This window comes from Treponema ruminis (assembly GCF_014201975.1).
GTDB lineage: Bacteria > Spirochaetota > Spirochaetia > Treponematales > Treponemataceae > Treponema_D > Treponema_D ruminis.
On the sequence record NZ_JACHFQ010000002.1, the window covers coordinates 331,256 to 345,247 of the forward strand.

Here is a 13,992-nt window from a genome sequence, read left to right on the forward strand (position 1 = left end):
TTATTCTACCCCCAAATTTCCCAAAAAACAAATTTTCCGCTCCTTTCTTCACACCAAAACATCCACCTCATACACTCTCTTCCTTGCTACCGCCTCAAAATCTCGTATCACCTCATGCATATCGTCTTTCGTAAACTCCATTGTTTTCTCTTTGAAAAACTCCGGTATTCCAAAATACGCTTCCGCAATACTGCCGGCAATTGCAGCAATCGTGTCGCTGTCGCCGCCTAAGGAAACCGCATTTCTAATAACATCTTCAAAACTCTCTCCATCCAAAAAGGCAGCAATTGCCTGAGGGCAGGTTCCCTGACAGCTTGAATCAAAGCAATATGACGGATGAATCTCGTCACAGGTCTTTGAAAGGTCATATTTGAATTTCTTTTGGATATAATCTTTTATCTCTTTTCTGCTCGCTCCAGTTCTGGCAAGATAAATTGCTGATGCAACTGATTCTGCCCCTTTTATTCCTTCTTTGTGATTGTGAGTTACTTCGGCAGACCAGCGGGAAACTTCACGAGTTCTTTCAAGGCTGTCGAAAAGCCATCCTGTAGAACTTACACGCATTGCGGCTCCGTTTCCAAAGCTTTTATAAGGACGATAACTCTTTTTGCCCAGCCATTTTTTGAACATCTTGCCATAACCGGCAGCAGGATATTTTTCTACCCAAAGACGAATTCTTTCTATTATAGAAAGCTTCATTTCCTTTTTACCAGCGTCTAATCCTGCTTTTAAAATGCCGTCGCATACAGCAAGCGTCATGACCGTATCGTCTGTGAAATGAGGTCTATTACCAAAAAGAGGAAATTCTTTTGATTTATTAATCATGGATTCAAAAGGCTGCCCAATAATATCTCCAATAATTGCTCCGTACATAGATTCTTCCTTATTCTCCCAGCATAAACAAGTCAATGGTATCGCAGATGTCACATGATTTCTTTTGAACGTGACTTCTTGACCTGCTTCTTATCCTCCTTCAGTTCATCGACAAACTTGCTGTTTCTGAATCCCTGCCAGAACTCGGGGTTCAGCAATACACAAACGACAAATACAAGCAGTGGCATACCGACACAAAAAAATACAATCCAAAAAATGATTTCTCTATCCATATAATATTCTCCTGTAACAATCATCTTTTATATTTAGATTTGTAGAATTCTACGAATTAATATACAGGTCTGCCATAAAACCGAAGAACAGACCAACTATAAGCATGGACGCCACCATAAGAAAGAAGAGCCTGATATAGGAAATCACAAACCTCTTGTGTGACATCCATTGATCAGGATTAGCAGAGTATTTCGCGTAGTATGTAGCGATATAAGAATCCAACCGCAACTGGTCATATTCCGACATCTGAGCTATACAGTTCTGGTACTTCTTATTAGCTGGACAAGAATTGCATTCACTCTTCGAACAGCGTTTGAACTGTAATCTGCACATGCAGGCCGCCTGTCCTTTTGCCAGTTCACGCACAGCAAGATCATTAAATGTCTCCTCTCTTGTGACTAACCGAATCTCGTCATCTTCTTTCATAACGCCTCCTTGCAGAAAGATTTTGCAGTCCTCTGCTTTACGATACAGAATATAAAGCAGTATCATTCCCAAGTCACGGGAATGGAAAAACTTCAGGCGTTTTCTGAAAATTCTAGGATTTCCATAATCTCTGATGGGAGTTCGTGCATTCTGGCATAATCCAGAGCCGAAAATCCGTCTTTATCCCGCATTTTTTTATCAGCACCGTTACCAATGAGAAGCTTTACAAATTCCAGTTTTTTCAAGATTATTGCCCTCATCAACGGTGTAATCCCCCACCTGTTTGGCTCATTCAGGTCAGCTCCAGCATCAATAAGGATTTTTACGATGTCGGGAAAATTTTCTGTTATTGCGACGGTCAGGATAGGTTCTTGATTAAAACCGATTTTAGAATTTATATTGTGTCCTTCCTTGATTAACTTCAATAAAGATTTTTTCTGATTACAGAGGACAGTGAGGTTAATTTTTTTATAAAAATCAATTGCAATGAAATCTGCTTCATCTTTTGAACATAACTTGCATTTTTCATCTTTTCTTGCAGTAACAATAATTGCATTCTTCCCTGCTGTTATATTTTCGTAAATTCCATCAGTCTCTTTTTCCTCAAACAGTTCTTCATTAATAAATAACTCACCCCAAAAAGGTTGAATTTTCTTCCCGGGAATTTCTTTTTTGCAGATAAAAACACCTTTAATATGATTTTTATCCCAAAATTCCGAGTAAGTCCGTAATCCGATTTTATTCCAGGAGCATATTTCCATGCTTTTTTCTTCAGAATCAAACCATTCACGCTCATCAGGTTTCCCGATTATCATAATCAAGTCCTTAAGCCTAAAAAAGGGTTTAAGAAGGTGCCCGTGAATTTTTACGCCAAATCTTGAAACACGAATAATGTTATTAAATGCATCTTTATTTCTATTGATTTCATGAAAATAAGCAATATAAAGATCAACCGCAGCAGAAGAATTACCTGGAGAAATGTCATTTCCTTCTGAGCTGGCAAAAAGTTTTGCAGAAAAGTTTGAGTGATAAAAAATCTTCTTTCCCAATGAGAAGGCGATTTGTTTTGCATAAGCCATTTCATGCCGCATGCAGATGCAAGTTACAATCGGGGCAGAATCTGTCTCCACGCAATATTTCAATCCAATAAGCCTATGAATTCCCTTGTCATCAGCAACAAGAAAATCTGATTTCTTTATTTTTTCGTACAAATTGCTTTGAATGGCTGCCGGTATCGTACAGAGTCTCTGAGTAAAATAAAGGAAATTTTTATTCATATACGCAAGATATTATTCAGCCCCCCATCATGGCAAGTGGAAGAACAAGTAAGACAAATGAAAGTAATGCGATGACACACCATTTGATTGTATTCAGGCACAGTCCTCTGTAAGTCATCCATTTCTGGGGACTTACGCTGTCACGGATGTAGTTTTCTGAAATGTACTTTGCAAGCCGTTGCTTGTCATAGTCAGACATTTGTCTGTAACAATTGTTATATTGTTTATTTATTGAACAGGTATTGCAGTCTTCCTTTTTGCACCGCCCGAATTGTATGCTGCAAATGCAAGCCGACCGCCCCTCTGCAAGTTCACGAACCGCAAGATCATTGAAAGTCTCTTGCCTTGTTACAATATTAAGTTCATTTTTCATGACTATCCCCCCATGGTTCGATGAGATTCATTTCGTGCTTTGAGTTTTTCCGCTGCTCGTTTTTCAAGTCATCAATAAATTTCGCATTACGGAATCCCTGCCAGAAATACGGGTTAAGCACAATAACGAAAACGACAAAAGCAATGAGCAATGCCAGTAAAAAAGCGAGTGTTTCCTCGTCCAACATTTCGGTCCTCCTTGCGGGAAAAAATTGATTTTTCCGCTTTATGAAGTACACTATAAAGCAAGGATATTCCCAATGCACGGGAATGAGGATTATTTTTGGGAAGAAGAGAGAGATTAATTGAAAATGAGGTTAATAAAATTTACCAAGGGATTATTTTACCATCATCACAGTAAAGAGGATATGTTATCCCATGTTCAAACTTTATAGTATCAGGCAGTTTTGCACCAATCAACTTTTTTGATTCTGGAGATTTTGAAATATCCTCTCCTTCAAAAGCATATCTATTTAAGAAACTTTTATTCTTCAATACAGGTTCTTCATTTTTTATTTCTAGCTCAGAAACTTTCTGCCATCCCTTTGCATTTAGTTTCGCAACTACTACGATGCATTTGTTTTCATCTACTCCAACAATAAAGTCTACCGCATTTGCTTTTGCTACATTTGGAATTTCCCAATATTTACAAACACAATCCAACAGACTTTTTCGCCAAGGTTTTTCTGACACTACTTCATTGAGAGAATTTTTGATATAACAAATAAGAATCTTTTTTCCAGTTAAATCTACAAACATTATTTTTTCCCGTTAGAATTTATATTATACAGCAGTTTTCCATTTCTATAATCTTCTGGGCTAAGTCTCTTCTTAGAGTCAAATTCTGCTTTGTAGTCTTCTACATCCCATTCCCACGCTTCTTGAATTTCATATTCTTTGTTATATAAAATCCAAATCAATTTATCCCAATCGTAGTTTGTTGCTTTAGGGACTTTTGTAACAAAACTTCCCGGTTTGCCACTTGGGCGATTCGCCTTTACTTGATATTTTGTTCCATTAAAAATGAAATCAAAACCTTTATTGACAGCAGTTTTATCCTGCATGTATTCAGAATATTCATCTTCCGCCATTCCGACCAACATTGCAGCATCATATTCTGAAAGCGAACTTGTAATTTGCGGTGCAACTCCAAATTTATTCTGCCATTCCAATACTACTTCTATAAGTTTTTTTCGCAACATATTTAGTCCTATATTATTCTATTCCAGATTCAATTAATTATCAAACTCAAAGAGAATATTATCAACATTACATTCTCTACCCCCCCCTATCTTATTGCTTCACCCCGGCTTCTCTAAGCCATATATATGTTTCGTTTTCAATATTAAATTTGGGGTCATAAGAAGAGTCCCAATTATCTTCCATTGTATACCTATATGGATTCCAGCACCATGGCTCAACATAAACATCTTCATTCAGACTATCACGGACCCGATTAAATAAATATTGTTTTTACAACTCGTTTATCAAGTTCGTATCTATTATTGTATTTCGAAAGAGTAGTCCTTGGCTTTTCACAAAAAGCACTGGCAATGCCTATAAGATTAATAAATAGTAAAGCTAAATGAATACGCATTTCTTTTACCAAGCTCTTCCTAAACTTCTTCATGTTTTGCCTCCTCTTGCAGAAAAAAATTGCATTTTACGTTTTATACGTTAAACTATAATTCAGAGCGATTCCCAATGCACGGGAATGAATTAAGGAGTACGCAGGCATGGCAGTAGACTTCACCGAAAAGGCAAAACGGTATCAGGCAATTGACGAAATCATCGCTTCTGGGCGGAAACTAAAATGGAGGGAAATCATCTCCGAGCTTGGCGAGAAATACGGAATCAATACCAGCCGAACTTCCTTCTTCCGAGACATTAAGGAACTTCAGGAAAAGTACGCCGTTCCAATCGACACGGATTTTGAAACTAACGGATATTTCTACACCGACCCAAAGTATCGCCTTCCCCGCTTCTACACGGACGAAAACGCCGCAAAAGCCGCAAAACTGATTAAAACGCTGATGGATATGGTCAAGGGAAATCCCCTTTACAAGGAAGCTCAGGAAGTTTTTGAATCACTTTCGATTGAAAACCACGACCTGACACTTGAGAACATCCGAATCAAAAAGAATCCCGAAAATGACAGGATTATTTTCGTAGGCGCCCCCAACAAGGAAGTTCCGGCTCAAATCTGGCGGCTTCTGGACAAGGCTTTGCATGAAAACCGCGTGATAACTTTTGACTATCAGTCGCTCACGGACAGCGAACCACATTTCCGTCGCGTTCAGCCCTGGCAGCTCATTTTTGACAACGGAAACTGGAATCTTCACGCTTTTGACGTGATAAAGCAGGGCCGCCGCCGCTACACTCTGAGCGAAATCAAAAACCTCAAGCTGACGGACGAAATCTTCACGTTACCCAAGGACTACGATTTCAGAAAAATGACTCTGGGCTCCTTCGGCTGCATGTGCCACGACACAAAGCTCGACTTCAAGATTCACCTTCACGGTTATGCCGCCCGCTATGCCAAAAACAGAATCTGGGGCGAAAATCAGAAAGTCACAGCCGACAGTGAAAATCCGGGAAAGGAAGGAGAAGGAATCATACTGAGCTTCAAAAGTAATCAGTTATTTTCTATAGAGAGGTGGGTCTGGCAGTGGGCGGACGAAGCATGGCCTCTTGAGCCAAAAGAACTGGTCGACGACTGGAAAGGAAGGCTCGAAAGGGTGAATGCGCTTGAAAAAAGATGAAAAGCGTCACTGACCTGTCACAGGAAGGCTTTCAACATAGCAGACATCAGGGGACAAATCCACCTTGTTGTTCCAGTTTGTTTCGCTGTCAATTTGGGGATTTTTATCCCAGCAAACGCAGTGGTCAGAGTCAATATAAACCCGCTTGAAATCATCGAAATTTGAAAATTGCTCAAAAACAGTGTCCTTTTTCAAGAATGGCTTCATGTCGAAAATTCGTTTTTCACCATTGTCAAATGAAAGCAGAAGTGAAAAATCATGTTTTGGCTGGACAGAAAGGATTTTTTTCCTGCCACTTGCGAAATATTCCGCCATTTTTGAGTCAAAACCTTTTGAAAGATAGTATTCTACTGATTTAGGCATGATTATCGTAACGGATCGATTGAGAACAAGTCCTGCTTTACTGCGATTATACCACCATTTATAAAAACTCGCTATAGAAAGATAAACATGGCAGTAGAGTTAACCGGAAAGAAAAAAACGATATCAGTCAATTGACGAAATCATTACTTCGGGGGGAAAACTCAAACATTGTAAATCCCGCATTTTTCATCTATAATAAATTTATGTCTATTGACTACAAAAAATTACCGGTCTACGAACAGAAAGAAAAGATACTCGAATGTTTGCGCGAAAATCAGGTCATTGTCGTGCAGTCGCCTACAGGAAGTGGAAAGACCACGCAGATTCCTGTCATTTTGCATGAGGCGGGATATAGCGAAAACGGTGTGATTGCCGTTACCCAGCCGCGACGAATTGCAGCCCTCAGCGTTTCAGAATTCATTGCAAAGCAGCTCAACACTTCTTATCCGGGGCTTGTCGGATATAAAATGCGTTTTGAGGATAAAACCGACGTCACCACTAAAATCAAAATCATGACGGACGGAATTCTCCTTCAGGAAATGAAGCTTGACCCGTGGATGACAAAATATTCGGTCATCATGGTCGATGAGGCTCACGAACGAAGCCTCAACATCGATTTCGTACTGGGGCTTTTAAAGCGCGTACTTGCTGCCCGCCCGGATTTCAAAGTCATCGTTTCAAGCGCAACCATGAACGCCGAGGCTTTTTCCGCCTATTTCGGCAACTGCCCTATCGTCACGATAGACACTCAGACTTTCCCGGTCACCATGGTTTACGATCCGCCCCTCAAAGGTCAGAGCACGACCACGGCGACCGCGACAGGATGCGAATACCTTCTTTCCAAAATCGAAAAGACTATCGACCGCGTCCTTGACAATCATGAGGACGGAGACATTCTGGTCTTCCTTCCGGGCGAAAAAATCATCAAGGACTGCGCAAAACGCCTTCAGTTCTCGGATTTTCATTCCAAAATCCACATCGTGCCCCTTTACGGTCGTCTTCCGAAAGAAGAGCAGGAACGCGTTTTTGACCCTGCCCCCTTCGGCAAAAAGAAGGTCGTTCTCTCAACTAACATCGCGGAAACTTCCGTAACTATCAACGGAATCACAACCGTAATCGACTCAGGCCTTGCCAAGCTTAATTTTTACAGCCCAAAGACTTTCACTTCAAGCCTCAACGAAACTCCGGTCTCAAAGGCAAGCTCAAACCAGAGGCGGGGGCGTGCTGGACGAACCCAGCCGGGCACCTGTTACCGACTCTACAGCCGCAAGGATTTTGACACCCGACCGGAATACACAACCGAAGAAATTTACCGGACTGACTTGAGCGAAGTCGTGCTCCGCATGAGCGAGCTTGGAATCACGGATTTTGACACATTTGACTTCATCTCAGCTCCTCAAAAAGAAGACATTCTTGGAGCCGTCGAAACCTTAAACCAGATGGGCGCCCTCAACGAAGACCACACCCTTTCATCAATCGGAAAGCTCATGGTTGAATTTCCGCTGGAACCGCGCGTAAGCCGAATCCTTGTCGAAAGCATCATGCGCTACCCGGAAGTTCTTGAAGAAACCGTAATCGCGGCCGCCTTCATGAGCACCCACTCGCCTTTCATCCTTCCTCCAGGAGAAGAAACTGATGCCCGAAAAGCCCACCACGCTTTCCGTGACATTCAGGGCGACTTCGTAAGCTATGTTAAGCTTTTCCGCACATATCAGTCGATGAAAAATCCTGTCCGCTTCTGCCAGAACAACTACCTCGACGAGCGTGTCATGGCTGAAATCGCGAACATCAAGCAGCAGCTCGAAGAAGAAATCGGGAACTTGGGCATTCCAATCGGAAGCGGCGGAAGCATGGACGACTACCTCTGCTGTATCGCAAGCGGCATGATTCAGTTCGTCTGCGTTCGTGAGGGAAAGGAAAATTACCGCTCACTTACAGCCGACCACATTTCAATTCATCCGGGCTCATCGATGTTCCGCACCGACCCGCTTTTCATCGTGGCTGGAGAAATCGTCCGCACAAGCCGTACTTTTGCTATGAGCGTCTCTCCACTCACAAAATCGCTTCTCTCAAAAATCTCACCGGACCTCGAAGCAAAACTCGGGGCAATCCGAAGCAAAAAAGGCAGAAGCCTCACTGGAAATCTGGAATACAAGGGCTCTACATTCGCAGCCGTCAAGGGAAAATTGCTCGGCCGGGATGACGGTCACTTCGGCGGCCGCAAAGCCAAAGAAAAGAACGACAATGAAATCGTCATCGGAGGCGAAATTTTTGAAATCGAAAAGCAGAAGGGAAAGAAAATCCTTATCCTGCCCTACAATAAATTCAAGAGTGCGATTCAAAAAGAAAGCGACGAGAACAAAATGGCCGTCTACGCCCAGATCCGCTCGAAAATCCTCATGCACGGAGCAGGCTTGTTGAACGGAGAAAAGCTGGAACTTGCCTGCAAGGTCGTAAAAAACCTCAACCTGAATCCAATCACCGAAAAAGACTGGTGCAAGCGCAATTTTGACATCCACGAAGAAGGAATGGCAGACAGGCTGATTGAGGATTTGAACAAAATCTTGAGAATCACCATGTCCAAAAAGACAAAGGAATACGCTTTCCTCGCACTCTTTACGGACGGAAGGGGCACTTACTGGTTCAAGATGAGCCGTGGATTTGCCACAGCCCTCAACGAAAGCCTTTCAAGCCTTGAAACTCTTGTTGATGAAAACATTGATTTTTCTGTCGACGGAAAAGAGAGAATCAACTCAGTCTACAGACTTTTGAATTCTCTCTACGACTAAAATCAATATTTTCTAGACAGACATCCGCTTTTTGTATTCCAGGCAGAGCATCGTAATGTCATCGAACTGAGGTGCCTCCCCGACAAAAGCGTCGATGTCTTCCTTTACGGCTTTAAGAAGCTGGTTTGCAGGAATGCCACCAGTTTTGTTCAATATGGCATCAAGCCTCTCGTCTCCGTAAAGCTGTTTATTTGCATCAGTTGCCTCAGTTACGCCGTCCGTATACTGGAAGACCTTGTCGCCAGGCTCAAGAATGATGCTGCCAGACTTGTACTTCATGTCTTCCATTCCAGCAAGGACGAAAGCAGACGGAATTTTATGCATTGTATACTTGCCGTCATGGAAAATGTAAGGAGGCTCATGACCAGCGTTTACATAGCGGAATTCACCTGTCACCATATCGAGAATGCCCATGAAGGCGGTTATGAAAAGCCCCTCACCGTTTGATTCACACAGAAGGTTGTTTACGGTCATGAATACATCAGCAGGATCTACCCCAGGAGAGGTATGGTCTTTTATGAGGGTCTTACCGATTACCATGAAGAGAGCCGCAGGAATTCCCTTGCCAGAAACATCAGCCATGACTATTGCAATGTGGCGGTCATCAACCATGAAGAAATCGTAGAAGTCACCGCCAACTTCCTTAGCAGGATTCATCGAAGCAAAAATGTCGATTTCTTCCCTGTCCGGGAAAGGCGGGAAAATAATCGGCAGCATGCTTGACTGGATGTGAGTCGCAACGCTGAGCTCAGCTCCGATACGCTCCTTTTCAGCTGTGGCAGCCGTCAAATCAGAAATATATTGCTTGAGTGCCAGGGACATCGCATTTACGCCGGAAGCAACGTCACCGATTTCATCGTTTTCAAAAACGCGGGCACGCCGGTCAAGATTGCCCTGGCTGATTACCTTTACGTCATTCACAAGCGCTTCAAGAGGATGAGTGATTGTAAGCGAGAAGGCACGGATTTTCATTGAGACAATAGTAATAATCATCAGAAGGATGACAACAAAGAGAATTATGGCGTATAAAATCGAACGGCTCATGGAATGTACAGACTCAAGCACAATTTCCTGAGGCACGCAGAGACAGAATTCCCAGCCGGTGCTTTCAACAGGGGCATAGGCATAGTAAACGCCGTTTGAAGAAAGAGTCACTCCCCTTTCCCTGTCATAGAATTTTGAGCGAAGGTTCTCATCAAGATTTTTGATGTCAAAAGCTTCTTTTATGGCATCATCCGGCACGATTAAATTTCCCTTACGGTCAATCAGAAAGGCCGTGATGCTGCTTTCATTCTCCATGCTTACAGTTGCCTTGTAAAGGTCAGAAATGAGGATGTCCATACAGACGACACCAGCGAATTTATCGGAAGCATCATAAAATGGAGAAGCACAGCTTATCATGAGTCCGCGTCCGAAAGAATCTTCATATACATCGGTAAAGCAGACCTTTCCGCTTTCCTTGGCAAGCTTATACCATGAAGCATCTATATAATTGTAGTAACATTCAGTCTCGCCCTCTTCCGGAACGGCACCGTCAGAAAAAGCGTCAAAGGCTACCATGAAGCCTTTTTCTGTGCCAGCATAGATTGACATTATCGTCTCATTGCTTGCAGTGATTACCGGACGATAGACCTGCTCAAGATTTCCAAGAAGATAAAGCTCATCCTTAAAGTCAGACACTTTGTAATCTTTTGAAAGAAGCGTACGCTGAAGGGCATAAATTCCTGCATTATCGGCAGACGGAACCGGTACCGGGTGAGGCCGGTAATCTTCAGGATGCAGATAAAGAGAGTGGATATAGCTTGCAAAATGACCTATATCACCGGAAAACTTTTTAAGTTCTGACTCAGCAAAACTTGTCCTCTGCCTTGCAGTCTCGTCAAGGTTAGTCACAGTCTGCTTAATCAAAGTATTCCTTGCAAGGCGCTTAATCTGGATCATTGTCACCGTACCGACCAAGCTTGTCACAATAAGCGCAAGAATTGCTATCCTAAGCACCATCTTAAGAATCTTCTGCCGTATCGGATTTCTGGTATTTTCTTTTGAATTCATAAAGTTTTCTCCTTTTATGTCTATATTACGATATGAATATGAGTCATATGCTCACGTTTCTTGTAGTATGCAGAGACTCTCAGGGCCCGATGCCTCAGCAGCTTGAGGCTTGCAATATCAAGCATATCCTCGTCTTTTTCCAGGCGGAAAGGATTGTAGAATTCCCCGCTGTAAGTAATGCGAAGTGAAATTGAGCTGCCGTACTTAACGACAAGATATAAAACCGCATCAGGCAGGGCTTTCTTTACGCGGAGAAAAAGCTCCTCAATACATCCTTCCATCTCAAATATTCGCCTCTGGGGAATACCACAATAGCTCGCAGTCTCCTCAATCTTCTCGTTGCAATAGGCAAGGGTCTGGTCACTGTCTGCGGCATCCTTTTCATTCATGCCGGAAATAATACAGGCTAAATCAGGCATGACAAGATACCAGACAGGAATTACATTCTCAACGCAGAGAGTGCTTCCAAAGATAATGCACAAAGGCACGCCCAGCAGAAGCCCCAGAATCAAATAAGAGCAGAAGACCTGCATGAATATGCTTGAATCAGAAATAAGGGAGGCAATAATTGCACTTAAAAAAGAGAGCAGGACAAGGGAAAGGCTGTAGACAAGGTGACTTCTCCAAGTCTTAAAAGTGACAGTGTGGCCAACCGAAGCATTGAAAACATGCCATGCAAGCCACATTCCCGAAGCGATAAGAAAATTACAGAGAATTTCTGCAAGGGCCGTAGAGAGAGCAACTCCCAATATAATGGAAGAAAGCAGGCTTCCGATTGCAGTACCCAAAGCCCCATACAGTCCCCAGAGCACGCCCACAAGGGGAGGAAGAAAATTCTTTAGGCCGACGATTGAACTGTACTGTAAGAATCCTGCCTTCTGCACCATAAAATCAAGCATGACATAGACAAGGGCAACCATAAGCGATACCCGCATCCAGCGCATGAAGGAAGTCTTTGTCCCGGAAAGAGAAAGCTGACTCAAAAATCCAAGAGAATTCTTCATCTTTGTAAATACAGACGAAAAAGCTTTCTGAACGGAAGAGTCCGCCGCAAGAACTCCAGCTATCATGAATCCGGCGGCAATAATATGGCCTATGGTAATTTCCTCAGCCTTGGTACTAAAGACAAGGGCAAGAACCGGCGACATGAACATGGTCATGATGATTTCAGTAGAAAAAATAAGTGAGGTCTCCAAAGCCGAGACATAGCGCATTGCATAGAGCTGCACGATGGTATATATGCCGCGGATAAAGAAACTTATGTATATGGCGCAAACCCAGAAAGAAGGTTCGGTCGGAAGAGCAAAAGTCTTTCCGAAAAAGAGAACCTGAACAATCCAGCATCCCAGTGAAATAAGCAGGGAGAAAAATACCTGGCCCATCGCAATGATTGAAGGGTTTGAAGTTGAAGAATAGCGTCCCATGCTCAGTATATAAAGGGCAAAGGCAATGTCTGCGAGAATGAGATACAAGGTTCCCATGTTGAGAAGCCCTTTAAAATCAGCATCCATCATTAAAAAAAGACCGATGAGGACGAGGAAGATTCCAGGAAAGGTCCGCCAGTCAGGTTTTTCACGGAAGAGAATCAGTCCAAGGGGCGGAACGAAGGCAAAATATGCAGAAAGCAGGCAGGAACATACAGTAGCGCCGACTTTTGATGACCCCAGTACCAGAAAGACATTGAAGGCCACAAGCTCCAGGGAAAGGATGAATGACTGAAAAACCTGCTTTTTATCAATACGGAAAAGCTCACCGAAGAAAAAAAGCAGCATGATTATGAAGCCGATTGCGTTGGTGACGGTAAGATATGCAAACTGAGATACGGATTCCGGCACGCCCGCGATAAAGGCATACTGAATTGAACAAAAGAAAGTTATTATAAAAAGCGATACGCTGGCCTCAAGCTTGTTCATCGGCGTTAATTTCCTTTACAAAATATTTATTCAGCAAGTGGTCAGGCCTGTAAGAAAGCTTCATCTGCCTTAAACCGGGATCTCCCAAATCTTCCTCAAGATTCACCCATTTAGCACTTTTTCCGCATAATTCAGCGTAAGAGCGGTACAAAAATGGACTGACATAAACACAGGATTTGTCAGATTTTAAAATCATGGCATTGTAAGTCTGGCTGTCCAGCTTCATGCCGTAAATAAAGCCCTTGAGCTCCCCGTCAATAAAGAGCACAAGTCCTTCCATTCCAAGCTCATTCCAATATTTAAGTGATTTTTCGATGGCCCTATGCTCGCACATAAGTTGAGTCCTGTTATCGTCAGTCACTTTTGTTTTGAGCCATGTTTCAGACAGGCTGAGCATTTGTGAAAAATAAGCCGGTGAAACATTCTCTAAATTCCAGCGGTCCTTATAGGTATCAAGGAATTTGCGCACATGCTTTCTGCGGTCATGATATTCCCCGCCCTGCATTGCCGCAAACTTCTCGCAATCATATATGTATTCTGCCACGTCACGGCTTTCTGTAATCGAAAGAGACTCGGAATAGTTTTCTGCAATGAAATCCTTCGCCCTTTCAGTTATTGTTTCAAACCTTACTTTTGCACCATGAGAATGAGCGTCCTCAATGAGGCAATCCACGGCCCGGCGCAGGCTTTCAGTTTTTTCCATATTTCCAAGCGGGAAAAGATATATACGTTCATTACTTGTACAGCGTTTTTCGCGCAGTATGAAAAGGAAGTCATCTTTTAAGGCAAATTTATCACCGTATTTTTCTGACATGCAGAATGAAGAAACGAATGAATGCTGGCATGAACCTTCGCCATAGGCAAAAAAATAATCGTCAAGAAAGTTCTTTTTATCCAAAGAAAACGGTTGAAAATCCAACATGAAAATCTC

The 13,992-nt window shown here is 42.6% G+C and carries 15 protein-coding genes; 2 read left to right on the forward strand and 13 right to left on the reverse strand.

Annotation, left to right across the window (positions count from 1 at the left end):
• Positions 1–48 precede the first annotated feature (48 nt).
• The 9 genes from HNP76_RS03905 to HNP76_RS03945 all read right to left on the reverse strand — a co-directional run bounded on the left by HNP76_RS03905 (position 49) and on the right by HNP76_RS03945 (position 4,812).
• Positions 49–873, reverse strand: a complete 825-nt coding sequence (locus tag HNP76_RS03905; protein WP_184657691.1) for an ADP-ribosylglycohydrolase family protein — start codon at positions 871–873, stop codon at positions 49–51.
• Positions 874–923: 50 nt separating this feature from the next.
• Entirely contained in the window at positions 924–1,106 is a 183-nt protein-coding gene (locus tag HNP76_RS03910; protein ID WP_184657693.1) for a hypothetical protein, read from the reverse strand.
• Between the two features lie 49 nt (positions 1,107–1,155).
• Positions 1,156–1,533 (reverse strand): hypothetical protein, encoded by a 378-nt coding sequence (locus HNP76_RS03915; protein ID WP_184657695.1) that lies wholly within the window; start codon positions 1,531–1,533, stop codon positions 1,156–1,158.
• Positions 1,534–1,625: 92 nt separating this feature from the next.
• A complete protein-coding gene (locus HNP76_RS03920) occupies positions 1,626–2,810 on the reverse strand; it encodes an ankyrin repeat domain-containing protein (RefSeq protein ID WP_184657697.1) in 1,185 nt (394 codons plus the stop codon).
• Between the two features lie 16 nt (positions 2,811–2,826).
• Positions 2,827–3,183, reverse strand: a complete 357-nt coding sequence (locus HNP76_RS03925) for a hypothetical protein (protein ID WP_184657698.1) — start codon at positions 3,181–3,183, stop codon at positions 2,827–2,829.
• Complete coding sequence (locus tag HNP76_RS03930; RefSeq protein WP_184657700.1) at positions 3,173–3,370, reverse strand: AC76 family protein; 198 nt, start codon at positions 3,368–3,370, stop codon at positions 3,173–3,175. Before HNP76_RS03930 ends, HNP76_RS03925 begins: the two co-directional genes overlap by 11 nt.
• A 139-nt stretch (positions 3,371–3,509) precedes the next feature.
• Complete coding sequence (locus tag HNP76_RS03935; protein WP_184657702.1) at positions 3,510–3,941, reverse strand: hypothetical protein; 432 nt, start codon at positions 3,939–3,941, stop codon at positions 3,510–3,512.
• The gene (locus HNP76_RS03940) at positions 3,941–4,384 is read right to left on the reverse strand and encodes a hypothetical protein (RefSeq protein WP_184657704.1); all 444 of its coding nucleotides are present in this window, start codon (positions 4,382–4,384) and stop codon (positions 3,941–3,943) included. The genes HNP76_RS03935 and HNP76_RS03940 overlap by 1 nt, the downstream gene beginning before the upstream one ends.
• 254 nt (positions 4,385–4,638) lie before the next feature.
• Positions 4,639–4,812 carry a hypothetical protein gene (locus tag HNP76_RS03945; protein ID WP_184657706.1) on the reverse strand — a complete coding sequence of 58 codons (174 nt, stop codon included), beginning with the start codon at positions 4,810–4,812 and terminating at the stop codon, positions 4,639–4,641.
• 106 nt (positions 4,813–4,918) lie between these two features.
• Between HNP76_RS03945 and HNP76_RS03950 the strand changes: the two genes are divergently transcribed.
• Positions 4,919–5,944: a helix-turn-helix transcriptional regulator gene (locus HNP76_RS03950; protein ID WP_184657708.1), complete on the forward strand. Its 1,026-nt coding sequence runs from the start codon at positions 4,919–4,921 to the stop codon at positions 5,942–5,944.
• Between the two features lie 6 nt (positions 5,945–5,950).
• On the opposite strand, the gene HNP76_RS03955 is transcribed toward HNP76_RS03950, so the two are convergent.
• On the reverse strand, positions 5,951–6,307 hold the full coding sequence (locus HNP76_RS03955; protein ID WP_184657710.1) for a DUF2442 domain-containing protein: 357 nt from the start codon (positions 6,305–6,307) through the stop codon (positions 5,951–5,953).
• A gap of 203 nt (positions 6,308–6,510) precedes the next feature.
• Here HNP76_RS03955 and HNP76_RS03960 point away from each other — a divergent pair, with 203 nt between their 5' ends.
• The gene (locus tag HNP76_RS03960) at positions 6,511–9,096 is read left to right on the forward strand and encodes a helicase-related protein (protein WP_221301049.1); all 2,586 of its coding nucleotides are present in this window, start codon (positions 6,511–6,513) and stop codon (positions 9,094–9,096) included.
• Positions 9,097–9,108: 12 nt separating this feature from the next.
• On the opposite strand, the gene HNP76_RS03965 is transcribed toward HNP76_RS03960, so the two are convergent.
• Genes HNP76_RS03965 through HNP76_RS03975 form a run of 3 tightly spaced genes read right to left on the reverse strand, consistent with a single transcriptional unit; the run spans position 9,109 to position 13,983 of the window.
• Complete coding sequence (locus HNP76_RS03965; RefSeq protein ID WP_184657712.1) at positions 9,109–11,148, reverse strand: SpoIIE family protein phosphatase; 2,040 nt, start codon at positions 11,146–11,148, stop codon at positions 9,109–9,111.
• A 20-nt stretch (positions 11,149–11,168) separates the two neighbouring features.
• On the reverse strand, positions 11,169–13,061 hold the full coding sequence (locus tag HNP76_RS03970; RefSeq protein ID WP_184657714.1) for a DMT family transporter: 1,893 nt from the start codon (positions 13,059–13,061) through the stop codon (positions 11,169–11,171).
• Entirely contained in the window at positions 13,048–13,983 is a 936-nt protein-coding gene (locus HNP76_RS03975) for a DUF2156 domain-containing protein (RefSeq protein WP_184657716.1), read from the reverse strand. The genes HNP76_RS03970 and HNP76_RS03975 overlap by 14 nt, the downstream gene beginning before the upstream one ends.
• Between the last annotated feature and the right edge of the window lie 9 nt (positions 13,984–13,992).

Coding starts and splice junctions, on each gene's coding strand:
- HNP76_RS03905 (WP_184657691.1), bottom strand. CDS start 873: ATGTACGGAGCAATTATTGGAGATATTATTGGGCAGCCTTTTGAATCC.
- HNP76_RS03910 (WP_184657693.1), bottom strand. CDS start 1,106: ATGGATAGAGAAATCATTTTTTGGATTGTATTTTTTTGTGTCGGTATG.
- HNP76_RS03915 (WP_184657695.1), bottom strand. CDS start 1,533: ATGAAAGAAGATGACGAGATTCGGTTAGTCACAAGAGAGGAGACATTT.
- HNP76_RS03920 (WP_184657697.1), bottom strand. CDS start 2,810: ATGAATAAAAATTTCCTTTATTTTACTCAGAGACTCTGTACGATACCG.
- HNP76_RS03925 (WP_184657698.1), bottom strand. CDS start 3,183: ATGAAAAATGAACTTAATATTGTAACAAGGCAAGAGACTTTCAATGAT.
- HNP76_RS03930 (WP_184657700.1), bottom strand. CDS start 3,370: ATGTTGGACGAGGAAACACTCGCTTTTTTACTGGCATTGCTCATTGCT.
- HNP76_RS03935 (WP_184657702.1), bottom strand. CDS start 3,941: ATGTTTGTAGATTTAACTGGAAAAAAGATTCTTATTTGTTATATCAAA.
- HNP76_RS03940 (WP_184657704.1), bottom strand. CDS start 4,384: ATGTTGCGAAAAAAACTTATAGAAGTAGTATTGGAATGGCAGAATAAA.
- HNP76_RS03945 (WP_184657706.1), bottom strand. CDS start 4,812: ATGAAGAAGTTTAGGAAGAGCTTGGTAAAAGAAATGCGTATTCATTTA.
- HNP76_RS03950 (WP_184657708.1), top strand. CDS start 4,919: ATGGCAGTAGACTTCACCGAAAAGGCAAAACGGTATCAGGCAATTGAC.
- HNP76_RS03955 (WP_184657710.1), bottom strand. CDS start 6,307: ATGCCTAAATCAGTAGAATACTATCTTTCAAAAGGTTTTGACTCAAAA.
- HNP76_RS03960 (WP_221301049.1), top strand. CDS start 6,511: ATGTCTATTGACTACAAAAAATTACCGGTCTACGAACAGAAAGAAAAG.
- HNP76_RS03965 (WP_184657712.1), bottom strand. CDS start 11,148: ATGAATTCAAAAGAAAATACCAGAAATCCGATACGGCAGAAGATTCTT.
- HNP76_RS03970 (WP_184657714.1), bottom strand. CDS start 13,061: ATGAACAAGCTTGAGGCCAGCGTATCGCTTTTTATAATAACTTTCTTT.
- HNP76_RS03975 (WP_184657716.1), bottom strand. CDS start 13,983: ATGTTGGATTTTCAACCGTTTTCTTTGGATAAAAAGAACTTTCTTGAC.